Below are 20720 nucleotides of genomic sequence, written 5' to 3' on the forward strand. Positions count from 1 at the left end.
AAATAACTTATGAAAGGCACAACAAACCTTCGTGTAATTCTTATTCGAAGGCTTGTTATGTCTTTTTTTAAACTAAAAAATAAATAAATTTTTAGTTTGTATATATCATAGTAATCGGGGCTAAGAGGAAAAATTATCTCTTTCTTGTTGCCATTATCATTTTAACTTTTGATAAAAAAAGCTCATTCCTGTTTGAATGAGCTTTTTATAAAAAAGTAAAAAATGTTTTATTGTTTTTCAATCCATTTTCTAGCGTTTACAAAAGCTTCTAACCAAGGCGAAACTTCATCTTTTTGTCCGTTGTCTGGGTAATGTGCCCAGTTCCAAGGGAAAATAGAACGCTCAATATGCGGCATCATCACCAAGTGACGACCAGTAGCATCACATAGCATGGCCGTGTTGTAATCCGAACCATTTGGGTTAGAAGGATAGCCTTCGTAACCGTATTTTGCAACAATATTGTAATTGGCTTCCTGTTCAGGTAAATGGAATTTTCCTTCACCGTGTGACACCCAAACCCCAAGTGTAGCGCCTTCTAAGCTAGAAAGCATAACCGAGTTGTTTTTTTGCACTTTTACCGAGGTAAAAATACTCTCGTGTTTGTTCGAAGTATTGTGGTGCATTTTTCCGTGAACTTTGTGTTCTGGATTGATTAATTCTAATTCCATCCATAACTGACAACCGTTGCAAATCCCCACAGATAAAGTATCTTCGCGTTTGAAGAAGTTTTTCAATGCAGTATTGGCTTTTTCGTTGTACAAGAAAGCACCTGCCCAACCTTTGGCAGAGCCTAAAACATCCGAGTTAGAGAAACCACCCACAGCACCTATAAACTGAATGTCTTCCAAGGTCTCACGACCTGAAATCAAATCGGTCATATGTACATCTTTTACATCAAAACCAGCCAAATACATTGCGTTGGCCATTTCACGCTCAGAATTACTTCCTTTTTCACGGATAATGGCTGCTTTTGGTCTAGGTTTGCTAGCGTCAATGGTAGCTTTCTTTCCGTCAAAATGCGCTGGGAATTGATAGTCTAATGGTTGGTTTTTGTAGTTCGCATAACGCGCTTCAGCCATGCCGTTACGAGATTGCTTAGCGTCTAATAAATAAGACGTTTTAAACCAAGTATCTCTTGTTTCATTTACATTAAAAGTAAACGTATCTGCATTGTTTTTGATAGTCACCAAATCTCCTTCGGTAACGGTTCCAATTTTGAAAATTTCAATATTTTGAGCGGCAAAAAGGGCTTCAATGGCTGCATCGGCTTGGAACACTACAGCAATATTTTCATTAAATAATGTTTTAACCGTATCGGCTTCGCCAAGAACGCTCAAGTCATACGTAGCGCCTAAGTCTACTTGGGCAAACGAAAGCTCTAACAAAGTAGTAATCAAACCACCGCTACCTACGTCGTGACCCGCTTTAATTTGGCGGTTTTTGATAGCGTCTTGTAAGGTATTGAAAGCTGTTTTAAAATAAGCTGCATCGGTAATGCTTGGCACATCGGTACCAACTTTATTCAAAATTTGAGCAAACGAAGAACCTCCCAATTTGAAGCTATCTTGAGATAAGTTCAAATAGTAAATGTTGCCCCCATTGCGTTGTAAAACAGGTTCTACAACTTTGGTAATATTGGTACAATTTCCTGCTGCCGAAATAATCACTGTTCCTGGTGCTATTACTTCGTCGTTAGGATATTTTTGTTTCATAGAAAGCGAATCTTTACCCGTTGGGATATTGATTCCTAATTCGATGGCAAAATCAGAACACGCTTGCACTGCTTCGTACAAACGAGCATCTTCGCCTTCGTTTTTACAAGCCCACATCCAGTTGGCCGATAAAGAAACCGATTGTAAACCGTCTTTTAAAGGAGCCCAAACAATATTTGAAAGTGCTTCTGCAATAGCAGTTCTTGTTCCTGCTACAGGGTCTATCAACGAAGCTACTGGTGAGTGACCTACAGTGGTCGCAATTCCTTCTTTGCCTTTAAAATCCAAAGCCATAACTCCCACATTGTTAAGTGGTAATTGCAATGGACCTGCACATTGTTGTTTGGCCACGCGACCTCCCACGCAACGGTCTACTTTATTGGTTAACCAGTCTTTACAAGCAACAGCTTCTAATTGCAGTACTTGATTAAGATAGTTAGGGATATTTTCAGTAGTATAATTTAGTTCTGTGTAATTTACAGCTACTTTTTTGTCAGTCATTATCGTTTTTGGAGAACTTCCAAAGAAATCTTCCAAAGCATAATCCATAGGTTTTACTCCTGTAGTTTTGGATTCAAAAGTGAAACGATGGTCGTTCGTCACGTCACCTACTTGATACATTGGAGAGCGTTCTCTGTCAGCAATACGTTGTAAGGTGTCCATATCTTTTTCGCCAATCACCAATCCCATACGCTCTTGCGATTCGTTACCAATGATTTCTTTAGCAGAAAGTGTTGGGTCACCTACTGGAAGTTTATCCAAGTCAATCAATCCACCAGTTTCTTCTACCAATTCCGAAAGACAGTTTAGGTGTCCACCCGCACCGTGATCGTGAATGGATACGATAGGGTTGTGGTCACTTTCTACTAGTCCACGAATGGCATTCGCGGCACGTTTTTGCATTTCAGGATTAGAACGTTGGATAGCGTTTAATTCAATCCCAGAGCCAAAAGCACCTGTATCAGCTGAAGATACCGCAGCACCACCCATTCCAATTCTATAGTTTTCTCCACCTAAAATAACGATTTTATCGCCAGCGGTAGGTTTCTTTTTAATTGCTTGATTTGCTTTTCCGTAACCAATTCCACCCGCTTGCATGATAACTTTGTCATAACCAATTTTACGGTTGTTTTCTTCGTGTTCGAAAGTCAAAACAGAACCGGTAATCAATGGTTGTCCGAATTTGTTTCCAAAATCAGACGCTCCATTGGATGCTTTAATCAAAATATCCATTGGTGTTTGGTACAACCAAGGTCTTTCTGCCATTCCATTTTCCCAAGGTCTGTCATCCTGAGCGGAGTCGAAGGAAGTTAATCGAGAATAGGCAGTCATATAAACCGCTGTACCAGCTAGAGGCAACGAACCTTGTCCACCAGCTAAACGGTCACGAATTTCTCCTCCAGAACCTGTCGCCGCTCCGTTGAAAGGCTCTACAGTAGTTGGGAAGTTGTGGGTTTCAGCTTTTAAGGAAAGGACAGCGTCAAATTCTTTTTCTTCGTAGAAATCAGGTTTGTCGGCACTTTTTGGTGCAAATTGTGTCACTTTTGGTCCTTTTACAAAAGCCACATTATCTTTATAGGCAGAAACAATATCGTTTGGATTCGTTTCTGACGTTTTTTTAATTAATTTGAAAAGAGAAGTCGGTTTTTCTTCGCCATCAATTACAAAAGTTCCGTTGAAAATTTTGTGGCGACAGTGCTCTGAATTCGCTTGCGAGAACGCAAAAATCTCGGAGTCGGTTAATTTTCTACCTAATTTAGTGGCTAAATTAGAAAGATACTCCACTTCTTCTGGACTTAAGGCTAATCCTTCGGATTGGTTATAGGCTTCAATATCATCGATTTCCAAAATAGGTTCTGGTTGGATATTGATGGTAAAAATATCTTGATTGAGTTCGCTAAACTTTTGCGAAAGCATAGGGTCAAAATCCGAAAAATCTTCGGTAACACGTTGAAATTCCTCGATTCTGATGATACCAGAAATACCCATATTTTGAGTAATTTCTACTGCGTTGGTACTCCAAGGCGTAATCATAGTGGCGCGTGGTCCAACAAAAAAATCCGACAAGACGGATTTTTCTATTTTAGTGGCATCTGCAAATAGCCAGTTGAGTTTTGAGATGTCTTGAGCCGAAATTTCGTTCTGCGTTTGTACGGCAAAAACAGTGTTACTTTGGTTTTCAAAGAAATGAATCATTGTTGTAGGGTTTGTTGTATTGCGGTGCAAATTTAGTTAATTAAGGCCTAAAAAAAAAGCGGCAATTGCTGCCGCTTTAAATAAAATTATTTTGTGGTTAATTAATTTACAATTAGTTTTTTGGTTGTTGATTTTCCTTCCTTTGTTACGGTAATCAAATAAAATCCTTTTTGAAGATTACTTACAGAAGCATTAGGGGTATTATTGTACTCTTTTTCAAAAACTTTTTGTCCCGAAACTGAATATACCTCGACTGTGTGTTTGTCATTAGAACTTTCAAAATTTATTTTAACATTTCCATTGGAAGGATTAGGATAAATGGCAAAGCTTTCTTTTTCTAATTCATTTACCGCAAGTACTGTGTTACAACTCCAAGAAAGGTCATCAAATCGTACTCTGTTTGAAGTAGTACTGTTTCCTGTTATACTGATGACAACATTTCCTGTTACATTGATACCAGAAATGGTTGTGGTTGTCGCTGTAGCACTGTAAGGTATTGTTCCTACTTCGGTACCATTTACATTGAGTTTAAAAGTTCCTGCCGTTCCAGTAAAAATTAGTTGAGTCGTAACTGTCAAATCTTTGATTCCATTAGCCACAGAAGAAGAAGTGAGTGAACCATTTCTTATAGTGATAGCTCTAGAATTTAAAGTTTGGTCGGTTCTTGCATCGGTTGCAGTCCAAGTGATTCCAGCATTAGTCCAGGTTTGAGTAGCATAAGAAGTAGCATTGGCTGGAATGTTTTGAAAATCTTCAGAAGCACAAGCGGTTGTTCCTGCAGCAGGTGCTTTCGTAGTTCCAGTTACAGAAGTACTCGCCACAGAAGAATTTCTGTCAGCGTCTCTAGCAATTACATAAAAGGTATAAGTTGTCTCTGCGGCTAAACCAGTGATAGTTGTGGTTACCCCAGTTACTGAAGTTTTCAAGGTGCCATTTAAATATACATCATAACTTGTAACGCCCACATTATCTGTTGAAGCAGTCCAAGTTAGCGTTGCAGAATTGGTAGTGGTTTCGTTTACTACTAGATTGGTTGGAGCAGTTGGTGCTTCAGTATCAACGGTGCCTGCTTTCCAAATTTCGGTTACATAGTTTGGGTTATCAATAAATGGATTTCTATTGTTTTGTCTGGCATAAATGGCGTTGTTTCTTGCAATTTCCCTTGCGCTTACTGGGTCTTGATTGTGCCAAGCTAATAGTTGATTTAAAAAAGCAGTGGTAAAAACTTGATTGCTGGTATTGTTGAACATAGCATAGTTATAACCTGCTACGGTATTTTCATATCGAGTAGCAAAGTAAAAGTACATTCTTGCAATATCTCCTTTAAATTCATCGATGGGCTCAAAAACAAGTCCGCTATAACCTGCTGTTGTGCTTGTTCCCAGTTTGCTTCCATTTAATGTAGTTTGTGAAGGTGTTACAACCACAGAATGCGGATAATTAGAACGGATTCCGTTTACTTTTCCGTCGGTTGGCGTAATAAAATGGGCATCAGAAACCATTGGTGAAAGCTCATTAAAAACGGATTGCGGAATAATGTGTTCTCTGTTATAACAATCACCTTCATTAGTATAATTACCACATCTTTGAGTGGCAGCAATGCTGTAGTTGTATGGGTCTGTTCCTGCAGGATTCTCAGAATACATATCTAAAACGGAACCGTCTTTTTCGAAAAAATTGTCAATATCAGAAGTTTGATAGGTGACATATAACCCTGCATAATCAATAACAGTGTGGTCTTTAATGATGTTGTACAATTGAGTTTTTAGCGTGTAGCCTGTACCTGTTGCGGTGGAATAATATCCAGCTGGAGCTTGGGCAAAACTCGCTGAAAAGAGTACTAATAAAAGTAGGGAGTAGATTTGTTTCATAATGTGAAATGGGATAAGATGTTTACAGTTTGTAAAGCTATTCTTTACAAATGGAACCTAGGTTAAGAAATATTTAAATATTAGTGGATTGGTTTTTATTCTTTATATGGAGAAAAAAGTTTACAGTTAACATAAAAAACGACACAATTGTGTCGTTTTTTATGCTAAAACAGATTGTAATTAGTTGATAATTATCTTTTTATAGACCGTTTGTGTAGTGTCTTCTATTTTGACCAAATAAAATCCTTTTGGAATAGTGTTTAGGGTCACCGAAGGTTGCGTAATGTTTTCTTTCTCAAAAATGATTTGTCCTAACAATGAGATAAGTTGAATAGAATAGTTTTTGTTAGAATTATTGTAATTAATCGTAAAATCACCGTGAGAAGGATTTGGGTAAATAGAAATTACATCGACATCAGTTACTTCTTCTTTGTTCACTTTAGCGCTAGTTTTGCTACCAAGGTTGTTGCAAGTGTCTGTTGTGAATGAATCCCATTGGCTTGAAAGATTAAAGGTCGTGCTAGGTGAAGTTACAGTTGCTTTTCTTCTCAAAGTTACATCGGCAGCGAAATTAGCCGTTCCTCCATTGAAAGTACCAATGATATCAATCAAAACTCCATTTTTAAAAAGACCTACAGCATCATTTCCGTTAAAGGTCAATTCGGTTGCGGCTGTTGAAATATTGGCGGAAGCTTTTGGGTAACAAGCAGATGCAATTGAACTATTCACGATAGTAAATTTATTACCGCTAGCTAAACTTCCTGACAAAGTTAGTCCCGTGCTCCAAGCTCCAGCACCATTGGTTTGTTTCTTGATGGTATAGCTCGATAAGTTTACTGCAGCTCCTGTGTTATTGGCAATTTCTATTGCTTTATTGTTTGATGAACCTTCTATGTATTCTGAGAAAAGTAAATCAGTTGCAGCTAATCCACCGCTACTAGTTGTTGCAGTAATGGTAGTACTTTTTGTTGAACTATTTCCTGCAGCGTCTTTTGCAATTACATAAAAAGAGTAGGCGGTAGAAGCAGTCAATCCTGTTATAGAGGCAGTTGTGCCAGTAACAGTAGTTTTGAGAGTATTGTTCATATAAATAGTATACCCAGTTACTCCCACATTGTCTGTCGAAGCAGTCCAATTTAAGGTAACAGATGAAGTTGTAATAGCAGAGGCTGTTAAATTGGTTGGAATAGTTGGTGCTTGCGTATCAGAAGATGGAGCAGAACCCCAAATTGCTTGAACATATTCAGGGTGGTCAATATAGGGGTTACGGTTATTTTGTCTGGCATAAATGGCGTTGTTTCTGGCGATTTCTCTTGCACTTACAGGATCTTGTGTATGCCACGCTAGTAACTGATTTAAAAAAGCGGTGGTGAAAACTTTGTTGCTTGAACCATCAAACATTGCAAAAGGATAGCCTGCTACGGTATTTTCGTATCGAGTGGCGAAGTAGAAATACATTCTAGCAATGTCGCCTTTGAATTCATTTATTGGTTCAAAAACAGTTCCGCTATACCCAGATACACCACTTGAGCCTAGTTTTCCTCCATTCAATGATGTCCAACTTGCTGTAGCAACATTTCCGTGTGGGTAATTAGAACGCTGTCCGTTTACTTTTCCATCAGTAGGAGTAATGAAATGCGCATCAGAAACCATTGGTGCAGCAGAGTTAAAGACAGACTGCGGAATAATATGTTCTCTATTGTAGCAGTCACCTTCCACGGCATATGTGCCACATCTTTGTGTAGACCCCGAACTGTAATTGTATGGGTCTGTACCAGATGGTTTTTCGGAATACATATCTAAAATGGTTCCGTCATTTTCATAAAAAGAATCGATATCAGAGGTTTGATAGGTCGTGTATAGTCCAGCGTAGCCATTGTCGGTGTGACCTTTGATGATGTTGTACAGTTGGGTTTTTAAAGTATAGCCAGTCCCAGTAGCGGTGCTGTAATAACCAGAAGGGATTTGCGCAAATCCAATCAAAGACGAGAAAATAAGAAGTAAAAAGTAGTGTTTTTTCATAAGTAATAGTTTAAGTTAAGTTAAAAGATTAGGGATTTTATACTGTTGATTTTCAATGAAATAAAATAGGTTTCTTAACAAAAGTAACTTTTTTTGTTATACAATGTGTTAAGAAAAAGTAATTTAAATATGGTTTTTCTTATTTATTTAAATGAAGTAGAATATTGTATTGTTTTTTGAGGAATTGGAAAGTTATTAATGATTTTTTTTGAAAAAATGCATTAACGGATAAGTACAAGTAGTTGCATCAGCAGAATGAATAAGCTGATGAATTAGTTTGTTAGAAAAGAATGTATTAATTGGTTTTAGGAAACGCTTTATTTTGATAAGCACCCAAATCAGGAGGTAAGGTTCTGCTTGTTCCTAAAATATCTAGCGGAATTAAATAACTAGAATTTCCTTTGGCGAATGCCGCAGAAGTGTTGTCTATGTTGAGTTGGTTTTGATTGACTTTGAAAAATTTTGGGTCTTTGTTTAATATTATCCCACTGTAGTGTGTAGCATCCGTTTCAAACTGATACAAAGGGTCATTAGTAAATGAATTATTGCTATTGTTGAATTTGAGCAAACAATGATTGAATTGATAATTGAAAACCGAAGTAGCTTTTTTATTCAACAACATTTCATTGGCATAAGAACCATAAATGATGCAGTTGTTAAAAGTAGTTTGCGTTAAATCTTTAGATTCAGGAACGGCGCCAGTAATAAAATTGCTGACCAAAACTGCGACTTGTGAAGAACTGTTCCAATTGTTATTGAAAGTAGAATGGGTAAAATGATATTCACCACCATACAAACAAGCCAAACTCGCTACACCTGCATTGTTTATTACTACATTTTCGCCTACGATTTTTCCAGTTTGAGCCAGAATGCCGTAGTTGCTAGAATTATAGATTTGAGTATTTTTTAGTTGTACTGTAGTTCCATCGTTATTTTGAATCAAAAGTCCGATGGTTGCATTTTTTACAGTCAAATGGTTGATGCGGTTATTGGTGCTTCCGTTGGTTAGCCATAACGCTCCCCATTGTCCTGCAACATCAGAAAATCCGGGCTCTAAACGATCGCCTTCAAAAATGACTTCATTTTCTAAAGCTTTTGTGGTCGAGGTGGTTCCGTTGATTTGAATACTTCCTTGATTGGCTACGATTAATCCAGAATTGGCGTGAAAATGCACCCGAGCACCTGCATCAAAAACAGCTGTTTTTCCAGAAGGAACTGCGGCATAACCATAAATAACATAGGGTTTTGTTTTGGTAAAATGCAACTCATTGCCATTGATTGGGTCATTTTCGTCCAAATAAAAACCTTCTATTTTTTCGCTTCCAATCGGGAGGGTTTCGGTCGTGCCATCTGCGAATCGTTGTGGATAAAGAAAAATAGCATCTTGAATTAGCGTAACCAATTCAACCGTTTGTAAATTGGCGCCACTATCAAATTGAATTTTATCCGTATACAAAAAATCAGTAGGGTTGGCATCAGCGATATTTGCTGTGGTTTCTATGAAAATATACAAGCTATCTTTGGCCAACAACGTAATGTCTTTGAAAATTTTACCCGCAGTTCCTTGCTGTCCGTCTACGGTCATTCTGTATTTCGAATTGAGTCCTTTTTCAAATTGAATAATCGGAATATTGATGTCGTTTTTGCTTTTATTGTAGACTTTTAGTTGATAAGTACTCGAGCCAATGTTGGTAAAAACCGTGTCTAAATACACCGTATCCTTAGAAAATTTCAAATCACCTGTGCTAGCCACAGTTTCAAAATCAGCTCGGCAAGAAGCCAGAAGCAGTATAATTCCAAGAATAAATACGGTAGCAATGGAGCGCATTTCTTATTTTTTTGGTAAAAATAACGATTAATTAGAATATGCCATCGCAAATCCTACAAATTTGATGGTGATGGCTGTTGCCTTTAAATATAGTCAATTATACTAAAAAACAGTGATAGGTTTGTACTGACCAATTAGTTCGCTTATTTTTACGGGAAATATACTGACAATGGAAATAGACAAAGAAAAAATGCTCCAATTTTGCAATGACTTTTCGAAGAATACGTTGATGGAGACCTTAAATATAGAATATATAGATGCTGGCGAAGGTTTTTTGGTGGCCAAAATGCCAGTCAATTCAGCAGTACATCAGCCTATGGGATTGTTGCACGGCGGTGCTTCGGTTGCTTTGGCAGAGAGTGTTGGGAGTGCGGCTTCCCACTTTTTTATCAATCCTAAAGAGCAAGAAGTTCGCGGGATTGAAATTTCGGCCAACCATCTAAAAAGCATACGCGAAGGCGTAGTTTTCGGCACTGCCAAAATTATTCACAAAGGTAAAACGGTGCATTTATGGGAAATAAAAATCACCGATGAAGCCGGAAATTTGATTTCCTTATGCAAATTGACCAATATGGTTTTGCAAAAAAAGGCTTAATTATTTACGAACCATAAAATTGCGGTTATGATTGATTTTTTTATAAAAGTACAGCAGCAAATTGCCTTAAACTTACCTTTCGTTATCTATCACAAACCTAATAAAAGTAAGTTAATAGGTTTTTTTCAAAAAAATGACCACTTGTTTTTCGTAGATGATTTTAAAGAAAGTGGCTTTGTTTTTTCTCCTTTCAATGGGAATCAGGTGATTTTGATTCCACTCAAGGAGTCTGTTAAATGGGAAACGATTGTGCCAACCGTTGAGTTTGAAGAAATAAAAGTTACTTCTTCAGATGAAAATCAGGAGGCGAAAAATCATTTTCTAGCACTAATTGAAAAAGGAGTCGAAACGATTAAAAAAGGAGTTTTTGATAAAGTAGTGTTGTCTCGACAAGAAGAGGTCAATGTATCCAATTTTGATGTAGTTTCTACTTTCGAAAAATTAATTTCTTTGTATCCTACTGCTTTAACGTATTGTTGGTTTCATCCCAAAATAGGGCTATGGATGGGCGCTACACCCGAACGATTGTTGAAGGCAAACAAATCTAAGTTTTACACCACTGCTTTGGCTGGAACACAAATCGTTGACCCCAAAAAACGTACAGCAGTATGGGGAAGTAAGGAACAAAAAGAGCAACAATATGTTACAGATTCTATTTTAGATAGTCTTAAAAACCATACTGCTGAGATTGTACTTTCTAGTCCATATACAATTCAAGCAGGAAAGTTACTACATATCAACACAGATATCGAAGGCGTGCTAAAACGAAGTTCGAGTTTAAAAGAAGTGGTCTCAGTTTTGCATCCAACCCCCGCCGTTTGCGGATTACCCAAGCAGCAAGCCAAAGATTTTATTTTGGCTAATGAAGGCTACGACCGTAGTTATTATACCGGCTTTTTGGGTGAGCTAAATGTAAAAGGAGATTATCTGAATAAACCAAAATCTCATTTATTTGTAAATTTGCGTTGTATGCAAATTAAGCAAAGTGAAGACAAATCTGATACAGCAAAAGCTTATTTATATATGGGTTGCGGCATTACTTTAGAAAGCATTCCAGAGAAAGAATGGGAGGAAAGTGTCAACAAATCAATGACAATGAAAAGCGTCTTAGGTAAAATTGAAAAGTAGCATTTTAAGGAGCAGCAACAAAAGGCTTCTTGGCCAGCAATAGTCCCGCTGTCCGTTATATCTTTGCCTTTTTAAAGAAAAAAGGCAAAGGATGCCACTACCATCGGGGCTAGAGAGCAACAAAGTGATTTTTTGGGTTCCATTTTGTGAGTCGTTATTGGGGTAAAAGAAAAAATTTTAATCATACAAAGTCAACAGCAGCCTTAGCTGTTTAAATTTTTAAATATATGAAACTAGATATATTAGCTTTTGGTGCCCATCCAGACGACGTAGAGTTGGGCTGTGCTGGCACAATTTTAAAAGAAGTCGCTTTAGGAAAAAAAGTAGGCATCGTAGATTTGACGAGAGGGGAGTTGGGCACACGAGGTTCGGCCGAAATTAGAGACAAAGAAGCCGCAGCAGCCGCGGCAATTTTAGGCGTTTCGGTGCGTGAGAATTTAGCGTTTCGAGATGGCTTTTTTGTGAATGACGAAGCTCACCAACTCGAAATCATAAAAATGATTCGCAAATACCAACCCGAAATCGTGTTGTGTAACGCCGTTGATGACCGCCATATCGACCATCCCAAAGGAAGCCAACTGGTTTCGGATGCTTGCTTTTTATCAGGATTGATTCGGATTTCGACCAGTTTAGATGGTCAAGAACAAAAAGCGTGGCGCCCCAAAGTCGTTTACCATTACATGCAGTGGAAAAACCTTGTGCCAGATTTCGTAGTCGATATTACAGGTTACGTGGAGCAAAAAACAGCGGCTATTTTGGCCTATAGTTCTCAGTTTTACGACCCTAATTCCAAAGAACCCGAATCGCCCATTTCTAGCAAAAACTTCTTGGAAAGCTTGAATTATCGTTCTCGAGATTTAGGACGTTTAACAGGACTCGAACACGCCGAAGGTTTTACCGCCGAAAGGTATTTGGCTGTCAATAGCTTAAGTGATTTGAAGTAAAATTATAGTATTTTTTTTGAAAAAATCTTTGCAGAAGCAAACAATTGTTCTATATTTGCAACCGCTAAGCAAAATGGTGGTTGTAGCTCAGCTGGTTAGAGTAGCGGTTTGTGGTGCCGCGGGTCGCCGGTTCGAACCCGGTCAGCCACCCAAAATAAAAAGCCTTGAAGAAATTCAAGGCTTTTTTTGTGGGTTGTAGTGAAGGCTTTGCTTTTTTTCTATGTTTTTGAGGGAAGTGTTTTTTTATAGTAGAAAATCTTTCTGATTGGAACTTAGCTTAGGACTGTGTTTTTTCATTTTTAATTGCCTCCAGATTTATCTGGAGGAATTAAATTAGCATTTGCTCCATATTGGCTTTAGCCAAAATCACTATAGATTTTGGCTAAAGCCGAATAAGAAACTCATTTTAATGAATGGGCTAAAGCCCATTCCAATTGAAGTTGAGCAAATAAATGGTAGGGGTATTTTTGGAATTTACAAGAATTACAACATAAATTTAGAATCGTGGGAAGTTGGAGATATTCGCAGCTTGAGCGATGAATTAGCTAGTTGTTACGGAGCGGCTTTTCAAAATTCCAAAGACTTTAAGATTAATAAAAATCATAATAATTAGTATAGTACCAAAAATAAAAAAATCACTTACTGGTAAATTTTTAAAGTTTGGATGTTCAATTTTCATTGACAAAGCTGTACCATACGCAAATGATAATAAACAAGTTATTGCCAAAAAAACTATTTTGCTTAGCAATTTTGTAAATCCTATTACTTGTTCTGTAGTCATTTTGTTTTTTAAAATATTGTTAGCATCTTATTGCTACATTCGGTTTGAGACTAAAATGCGCGTATTCACAGATTTACCAAATCATCACAAATACAAAACCAACTTTCCATTAAGCCAATTGCCCAAATCCGTTGTAGCGTGTGTTGGCAGTAGTATTTTTTATTTAAAGATATCGAATACATTTTCTTTTAATTTTTCAATTTTATTTGCAGTATCATAAAACTTTGCATATTCAGCTATATCTTTTAGATATTCACCTTTTGGCCCACAAACAAATTTATTTGATTGTAAAAAAGCTAATACATCAACTCTTAATCGATTTTCTGCAGGAATTTCATTTAAACTTTTACCATTCGTATGATAAATAGTAATTCCTTTTGTTAGAGAAAAAATTAATTCAGATTTCAGAATATTGCTGTTAGGATTTCTTATTATTACTGGATTGTCTGATAATAAATTTAATTGAGGAAGATTTGTTCCAACAGAATATAATTTCCAGTTTTCAATAATGACTTCTTTTGCGATTTCTTCAAAATCTTCCATTGCTTTTATCATCTTAAAAGCTTCAGAAATTGGTGGATTGTTAATTAAATCACTAAACAACCTTGGCGATACACTTTTTCCAGAATTTTTATCTCGAATTTGGATCATTGAATTTTCGGGAATTAGTTTATTTAAATTTTCAAGGAATTGAATGTCTTGATTAGGAACACGCCAATGTAATTGTGAAATAAAATACATTAGATGGAGTTTTTCGAAAGCATTAAATTCGAAATTTTCTTGGTTTCCAATTATCTTTCTATAAGTTTCAGAAAATTTGGTTTCTCCGAATTGGTAAAGTTTTTCAACTAGATCATTATCTTCTCCATTTATTTTGAATGTATTTCTATTCCATTCAAAAAAAACTTGTTTTGGACTTTTACGTAAATTGTCCAATTTTCCAGTTATTTTATTATAAACAGAAACCATATTATCGTCTCCAACATATCCTTTTATAAAGAATTCAGGAATATAATGATGTCTTTTTGTAATACTCATTTTTCTGTTTTTGTGGCAATATTACTGCCAACTTGTGTATATACGAATCAAACTTTCTCTCAATACAACTAGAAGGTTCGTTTCGCTTTATTTTTTTCTCAAATCATCAAAAATGTTTCCTTTTAGCCCCGACAGCAGCGGCATCCTTTGCTTTTTTTCTTTAAAAAAGCAAAGATATAGCGGATGGCGGGACCTATGCTGGCCAAAAAGCCTATTTTTCCTGCTCCTTAGAAGTCAACTATTGTAAAGGTTTGTCTACTACGATGCGTTCGGGTCTGTTGGCCAATTCCCAAGCCATAGCAAAGGCCAATTGGGTTCTTTTGGCTAGGGCATCAAACTCGATTTTGCTGACTTCATCGGTTTTTTTATGGTAGTCCTCGTGCACACCATTGAACAAAAATACCGACGGGATGCCATTTTTGGCGAAGTTGTAATGGTCGGAACGCTCATAGAAATGATTGGGGTCCTTCTTGTCGTTGTATTTGAAATCCAAATCCAATTTGGTGTATTTTTCGTTGGCGGCCACTGTGATTTCGTGTAGTTGACTCGACAATCTATCGGCACCAATGACATAAACGTAATTGTTGGTTTTGGGATGGTCAAAATCACGACGTCCAATCATGTCAATATTGATGTCGGCGATGGTGTTTTTTAAGGGGAACAATGGGTTTTGGGCATAAAAACGAGAACCGTGCAAGCCGTGTTCTTCGCCTGTTACATGCAAGATTAAAATGGAACGTTTTGGTCCGTGACCTTGTTTTTTTGCCAGTTGAAAGGCTTGTGCGATTTCTAAAAGCGCCACGGTTCCTGAGCCATCGTCGTCGGCACCGTTGTAAACGTCACCATTTTTAACACCTACATGGTCGTAATGGGCTGAAATAACCAAGATTTCGTCTGGTTTTTCAGTTCCTTTGATGAAAGCCCAAATGTTCTCGGAGTCATTGAGTTTTGATCCGTAACGGGTGTTCATGAACTCGGCGGGTACTTTTTGGTAATAGTCGGTAGCACCATCGGGAAAGGAAATGCCGTTTTTTTTGTATTGTTCGATAAGATAGCGACCGGCTTTTTTTTGACCTTCGGTTCCTGTGTCGCGTCCTTCCATTTCGTCGGAAGCTACGATAGTCAGGTGTTTTTTGAGGTCGGTTTGGGTAATGGTAGCCAGGTACTTTTCTATGGGTGCTGCTTTGGGTTTGTTTTGTGCCGTACAGGAAAGGCTAACAAGTACAGCACATACTAATGCTTTTTGTATCATTTTTTAAGGATTTTATTTAACGCAAATTATACTTTATTCGTGCTTTTTGATTACCGCAGATTCGCTGATTTTTTTCAAGTTTTGTGTTTTTTATAGCAAATTCAAAAAATATGTTTACATCGGCATAGTTTAATTTGTGACTCGAGCGAAGGTGAATAGACGAAGTATTCTGCGGTTAACTTTTTTATTTTTTTAAAATTTCGTTTAAGAAAAGTTGCATGTGTTCGAAGGAACGTTTTGCAGCTTTTTCATTGTATGCGGCTCCTCTGGAGTTGTCGTTTCCTGCATTTGGATCGGTAAAGGAGTGCACGGCATTGGCATAATAAATCATTTCCCAATCGGCTTTGGCGTCACGCATTTCTTGTTGAAAGGCTGCAATTTCTTCTTTGGGTACAAAGGGGTCATCGGCACCGTGACAAGCTAAAACTTTAGCTTGGATTGGAGTAGTGGTACGAGCGGCATCTTTACCTAAGCCACCATGAAAGGACACCACTCCTTTGATGTTCATATTGCCTCGTGCGGCTTCTAAAGCACCTGTTCCTCCGAAACAAAAACCAATCACGGCAATATTATCAGCATTAGCGCCTGATTGAATGAGTTGTGCCAAGGCTAGACTAATTCTTTTTTGATACAAATCGGTGTTCTTTTTGTAATAACCTGCATTTTTCCCAGCTTCGGCATTGTCTTTTGGGTAGTTTCCTTCGCCATAAATATCAGCAATAAAGGCGTGATACCCAAGATTTGATAATTCGATTGCGGTTTGTTTGGAATGGTCATCGATACCTTTCCACGCGGGAAGAATCAGGATGCCTGGTTTTTGGCTGCTTTTTTTCTTAGGTTGAATCGCAAAGCCGTTTAGTTTTTGATTGCCATCTTGATAGGAAATGGCTTTTAGTTGGGCATTGCCTGACAGGGTACAAAGTAATGCAAAGAAAAGGACTGTTATATTTTTCATATATGTAAAAGTTATTTGTTAACGGTCATATATGGAATCGCTTTTTCTTATTGGTGTTTGTTTGCAACAAACTTTTGTTAATGGCGATTTCATAGGGTTAGTTTTTAACAAATATCAGTAATATTAGTCAAAAAAAATACCCTCGTGAAAAATTTACGAGGGCATTTGAGTTATAGATTGAGATTACTCACCTGGATGATAGGTTTTCTCAGCATTTTTTTGGACATCTTCTTTGTAAAATAAAACGTCTTTGAATTGGGCGTTTTGGTACATTTTGGCTTGGTCAAAAAAGTGTTTCGAGTTGGGGTCTCCTGAATTTCCTCCTGCCAATAAAGACTTGGCTTTTATCTTTGGACCAAATTCAACCGCGCAAATAAAGCTGTTGCCGTTGTAACCGTATCGTTTTTTGCTGTTGTTTTGATACGAACTTTTGAAAGCAGGTAAACTTCCCCACAATACAGAAGCGGTACCCATTGCTAAACTTTCTTTATTGTCGTCATACGTTAAGTCAATATCTCCCGAAGGACGTTGAAAACGGTTGATGTCGCCCCACGGAACTTCCCATTTCCCAAATTTAGTTCGCAGTTCTTGTATAACTTCTCTTAATTGTGGTAGCATATCATCAATGCCAGCTATTTTGGCAAACTCGGTCATATTCTCTACTTGGTCTTTTTCGCCTTCGTCGATGTAGACTTTTTGTAAAATTGGATTCAATTTGAACGCCCATTCATTGGCCAAGGTGGTTGCCACAGAATTTACATTGGAGTAATAATTCCAATTTTTCAACACTTGGATTGGAGCTTCCAAATCTTTGAATTTGGGTTCTTGAGTTTGTGCGTCTTTTTGAAAATTAGCAATCAAAGCAGGAAGTAACACTTCAAAAGCCGAAAGTTTGGTATCGTAACCATCCTTAATTAAATCGTCTAGCGTGTATTTTTTGTCTTGGCTGAAAATACGAACGGCATTAACTCCTCTGAAGTTTTCTCCGTCAGGCGCCATATATGGTAAATAGTTGGATTCTTTTGGGCTATTTTTGCCTGCTACAGAATAGGGTGTAGAGTTGCAATTTTGTAACCAACCGTTACTTGGATTGTACAAATGCACGGTTTCAGCAACGGGATGCAAACCTTTCCATTGGGTTTTGGAGGTGCTTCCATCGACTACTTTTGCCCAATTGAGGCTTTTGTCGCGCATCGGAATAAAGTTCCCGTGCCAATAGGCTATGTTGCCTTTGTTATCGGCATACACTGTATTGTTGGAGGTGTTGGCTTTTAAATCCATCGCTTTTTGGTAGTCCTTGAAATCCTTTGATTTGGTTCTAACCCAACTTTGGACCAAACTTTCCATATTGCGGTTTTTGGATTTCAAACTAATCCATTTTCCGTCTCGTTTAGCCATAATCGGACCGTGAATTGTAGAATAGGTCTTGATGGTTTTGGAGGCCATTTGTCCTTTATCCAAATACTTTAGAACGATATTTTTTTCTTTTACTGGCAATAATTTTCCATCGTATTCATAAAAAAGTTTCCCTTTTTGGTCGACTATTTTTTCGGCATACATATCAGCTACATCTACATTCGAAGACGTATGCATCCAGCCACAGTTTTCATTAAAACCTTGGTAAATAAAAAATTGTCCCCAAGTCACGGCTCCGTAGGCATTTAATCCTTCTTGACTACTGATTTGGATTTCGGGTCTGAAATAAAAAGTAGTGTGTGGATTGATGTACAAAAGAGCATTACCCGTTACCGATTTTGAAGGCGCAATGGCAAATCCATTCGACCCCGTTTGGACATTCACGTCTCGTTCTACATAAGCGACTTTGTCGTTGTTGCCAGAGTAAAAAGCTTTCAATTCACCAGTGGTTAAATCGGCTGTGCTAATCGCGCCAATACTGCCATCGGTCCAAAGTAAAGGAAACCAAGGTTCAAAACGCGTCAGCAATAATGGTTTTACTTCAGGATGTTTGTACAAGTAATAGTTGATGGCATCGGCATAACTGTTCATTAATTTTTTGAGCCAAGGTGCCGCTTTTTTGTAATCGGCTTTGGCTTCTTCGGCGTCAATAAGTAAACGGGTTTCTAAATCGTTGTACAAAACGCTAGCGCCTTTTATTTCAGCCAAACGTCCTAACTTATCAATATAGTTCATTTCGACACGTTTAAAGTCGTCTTCGCATTGCGCGTACAACATACCAAAAACCGCATCAGCATCAGTCTTTCCGTATACGTGAGCAATGCCCCAATTGTCTCTGATGATAGTAACTTGTTTGGCTTGTTGCTCCATTCGTTTTACCTCGGCAGCAGTTAATTGTTGTGCCCAAATTGATGTCAGTGGACTCAATAGTAGCATCCAAACAATCGCCAAATAGTGTTGTGTTTTCATTTTATTGGATATTAAATTTTTGACCTTCAATCAAAACGCTCATTTCTAAAGATTTGATGCTCACAAGATGATTTTTGGATGCTTTCTTGATTTCTTTAGGATTTTTAACCACGATGACTTCGCTTTCGCCTACGACTTCGACAGTTTTGTCTCTCACAACAATGGCGGTACTTTCGTCAATGCCAATTCCAACGTGATTTGGAAAATCGACTAAGCCTGTCAGTAAGCGATTGTAACGACTTCTTTTTAGAAAATGCTGGTCAATAATTACGTTTTTTACAAGGCCCAAACCTGAGTTGATTTCAAGGTTGTCATAACGGATATTATCAAAAGTTTCAGTGTATTTGGTTTCTAATTTTTGGTTCCCCGTAATCATATTTTCACACATAACCGCCGCACCTGCGCTAGTTCCTGCAATAGTGCTCCCGTTTTGATGGGCTTTGTGAATGGCATCATAAATCGGAGTACCACGAACGACTCCCATAAATCGGGTCTGATCTCCACCGCTTATGAATATGAGTTTGGCTTTTTGCAACGAATCCGTAAGAACTTTATTTTGACTAGTGGTTTTGTCAAAATTGAGCATCACGATAGGGTGTGGGGTTAATTTGCTTAACTGTTTTTTGAAATAAATATAAGCACTATCAGGTTCTTCACTAGACATCGGAAGCACCACAATAAAGTCTTTGGTTTTTAAGTCAGCTACTTTTAGCATCTGATTCATCAATACATCGGAGCGTTTTCCGCCACCAATGATGAATAATTTTCCTTTGTTTTTTTGAGCTTCAACTATAGTGGTTGATAGTAAAAGTAGGGTAATAAAAAGTTGTGATAATCTTACTTTTGGCAATTGCATAATAAATGGTATTAATAGTGAAAACGTATTCAGGATGAGATGATGTTATCTGATTTATTCTATCGATAGAACACCATCTGTAACATACATATTTTTGGAGGTTCCTCCAGAAACAGTGCTCCAATTGGTCAAATCAAAAGAACCATTTCCATTTTCTTTACCTGTGATTAAGTAGGCTTGAATGGCTTTTTTATTATTGATCCAATTGAGTTTATTGTTTGGACTACATTTTTCAGGTTTTTCACTACTGCCTTTCAAGAAATAAGCAGTTCCAGTTCCGTAAACTACTGCTTTTCCGTTTTCGTCAATGCAAACCGCAGTTTCTTCTTCCACCCCGATTCCTTTGGGTTGTTGCCAGTTAAAATCAGTGGCTAAACGAGCTAAAAAGGTAATGTGTCTGCCTTTTCTGTCTGGATTGTTGTAATGGGTGTCGGTAATTGTGTTTTTAAGAAAAGGATTGTTGATGAAATCGCTTTTTGCTAAAGTAATTTTTGAATTGAAAGGATTTAAAAGCGCTTCCTCGGAAGTTATGGTATTGTTTTCGGCGGTAAAAACAGCTTCGCCAAGAATGGCGCAACCAGCACTAGTTCCTCCAAGGGGTACTTTTTTTACATTAATTAGGTAATTCAGTGCTTCTTCTACAGGAGTATTTCTCCAGAATCGGATATAATTGGCTTGATCTCCACCAGCAATAAATAGCATTTCGGCTTCTTTGATGCGTTCAGCTACTTTTGGATTGTTGGCAAGCTCGGCACTGTTTATAAGTAAGGTTTCGACAGAATTTACTTGGCTGATGCCATTTACTTTTATTAAATCGTATAAGTATTGATTGTAACCTGTTGCCCCTGATGCTCTAATGATTACTACATCTCCTCCGATGCTTTTGTTGATCATCCATTTCATTGCACTGTCTACATCAGTAGAGCCCCCCATTAAAACTGTCCCAGCGCTAGTCGCTACCGTGACATCTTTTGGGTCTCCTACCATTCCTATAGAAGAGGGGATAGGGCTATAAGCAGGAGTTGGAGTTGGTTTTTCGGATTCGTTAGAATCACTACTACAAGCCAGTAAACTGAATGATAAAAGAAAAGAAGAAGCTAGTAAAATGCCATTTTTGGTTGGTTTGGTTAGAAAATCAGGGAACATTATTACGTGGT

Annotated in this window: 14 protein-coding genes and 1 tRNA gene; 5 read left to right on the plus strand and 10 right to left on the minus strand. The window is 37.7% G+C overall.

Going from position 1 to position 20720, the window contains the following annotated elements; genetic code table 11:
* Positions 1 to 227 precede the first annotated feature (227 nt).
* From purL to ACZ1AQ_RS04440, 4 genes are all read right to left on the minus strand, one after another.
* Complete coding sequence (gene purL / locus ACZ1AQ_RS04425; protein WP_489631740.1) at positions 228 to 3908, minus strand: phosphoribosylformylglycinamidine synthase; 3681 nt, start codon at positions 3906 to 3908, stop codon at positions 228 to 230.
* A 101-nt stretch (positions 3909 to 4009) separates the two neighbouring features.
* Positions 4010 to 5779: an endonuclease gene (locus ACZ1AQ_RS04430; protein ID WP_489631741.1), complete on the minus strand. Its 1770-nt coding sequence runs from the start codon at positions 5777 to 5779 to the stop codon at positions 4010 to 4012.
* 180 nt (positions 5780 to 5959) lie between these two features.
* Positions 5960 to 7801 carry an endonuclease gene (locus ACZ1AQ_RS04435; RefSeq protein ID WP_489631742.1) on the minus strand — a complete coding sequence of 614 codons (1842 nt, stop codon included), beginning with the start codon at positions 7799 to 7801 and terminating at the stop codon, positions 5960 to 5962.
* A 295-nt stretch (positions 7802 to 8096) separates the two neighbouring features.
* Complete coding sequence (locus ACZ1AQ_RS04440) at positions 8097 to 9629, minus strand: hypothetical protein (RefSeq protein ID WP_489631743.1); 1533 nt, start codon at positions 9627 to 9629, stop codon at positions 8097 to 8099.
* Positions 9630 to 9798: 169 nt separating this feature from the next.
* On the opposite strand from ACZ1AQ_RS04440, the gene ACZ1AQ_RS04445 reads away from it, so the two are divergent.
* The 5 genes from ACZ1AQ_RS04445 to ACZ1AQ_RS04465 all read left to right on the plus strand — a co-directional run bounded on the left by ACZ1AQ_RS04445 (position 9799) and on the right by ACZ1AQ_RS04465 (position 12909).
* On the plus strand, positions 9799 to 10224 hold the full coding sequence (locus tag ACZ1AQ_RS04445) for a PaaI family thioesterase (protein ID WP_489631744.1): 426 nt from the start codon (positions 9799 to 9801) through the stop codon (positions 10222 to 10224).
* 27 nt (positions 10225 to 10251) lie between these two features.
* On the plus strand, positions 10252 to 11352 hold the full coding sequence (locus tag ACZ1AQ_RS04450) for an isochorismate synthase (RefSeq protein ID WP_489631745.1): 1101 nt from the start codon (positions 10252 to 10254) through the stop codon (positions 11350 to 11352).
* 227 nt (positions 11353 to 11579) lie between these two features.
* Positions 11580 to 12296, plus strand: a complete 717-nt coding sequence (bshB1, locus tag ACZ1AQ_RS04455) for a bacillithiol biosynthesis deacetylase BshB1 (protein ID WP_489631746.1) — start codon at positions 11580 to 11582, stop codon at positions 12294 to 12296.
* 76 nt (positions 12297 to 12372) lie between these two features.
* A tRNA-His gene (locus ACZ1AQ_RS04460) sits at positions 12373 to 12446 on the plus strand.
* 259 nt (positions 12447 to 12705) lie between these two features.
* The gene (locus ACZ1AQ_RS04465) at positions 12706 to 12909 is read left to right on the plus strand and encodes a hypothetical protein (protein ID WP_489631747.1); all 204 of its coding nucleotides are present in this window, start codon (positions 12706 to 12708) and stop codon (positions 12907 to 12909) included.
* Positions 12910 to 13236: 327 nt separating this feature from the next.
* Here ACZ1AQ_RS04465 and ACZ1AQ_RS04470 read toward each other — a convergent pair whose 3' ends face one another.
* From ACZ1AQ_RS04470 to ACZ1AQ_RS04495, 6 genes are all read right to left on the minus strand, one after another.
* Positions 13237 to 14115, minus strand: coding sequence for a DUF4238 domain-containing protein (locus tag ACZ1AQ_RS04470; protein WP_489631748.1), 879 nt, complete (start codon positions 14113 to 14115; stop codon positions 13237 to 13239).
* A 238-nt stretch (positions 14116 to 14353) separates the two neighbouring features.
* A complete protein-coding gene (locus tag ACZ1AQ_RS04475; RefSeq protein WP_489631749.1) occupies positions 14354 to 15367 on the minus strand; it encodes a M28 family metallopeptidase in 1014 nt (337 codons plus the stop codon).
* Between the two features lie 184 nt (positions 15368 to 15551).
* Positions 15552 to 16322, minus strand: a complete 771-nt coding sequence (locus ACZ1AQ_RS04480; RefSeq protein WP_489631750.1) for a dienelactone hydrolase family protein — start codon at positions 16320 to 16322, stop codon at positions 15552 to 15554.
* 183 nt (positions 16323 to 16505) lie between these two features.
* Positions 16506 to 18707, minus strand: a complete 2202-nt coding sequence (locus ACZ1AQ_RS04485; protein ID WP_489631751.1) for a penicillin acylase family protein — start codon at positions 18705 to 18707, stop codon at positions 16506 to 16508.
* A gap of 1 nt (position 18708) precedes the next feature.
* The gene (locus ACZ1AQ_RS04490; protein ID WP_489631752.1) at positions 18709 to 19563 is read right to left on the minus strand and encodes a cyanophycinase; all 855 of its coding nucleotides are present in this window, start codon (positions 19561 to 19563) and stop codon (positions 18709 to 18711) included.
* A 54-nt stretch (positions 19564 to 19617) separates the two neighbouring features.
* Positions 19618 to 20709: a cyanophycinase gene (locus ACZ1AQ_RS04495; RefSeq protein WP_489631753.1), complete on the minus strand. Its 1092-nt coding sequence runs from the start codon at positions 20707 to 20709 to the stop codon at positions 19618 to 19620.
* Between the last annotated feature and the right edge of the window lie 11 nt (positions 20710 to 20720).

Source organism: Flavobacterium sp. UM26, assembly GCF_057922445.1.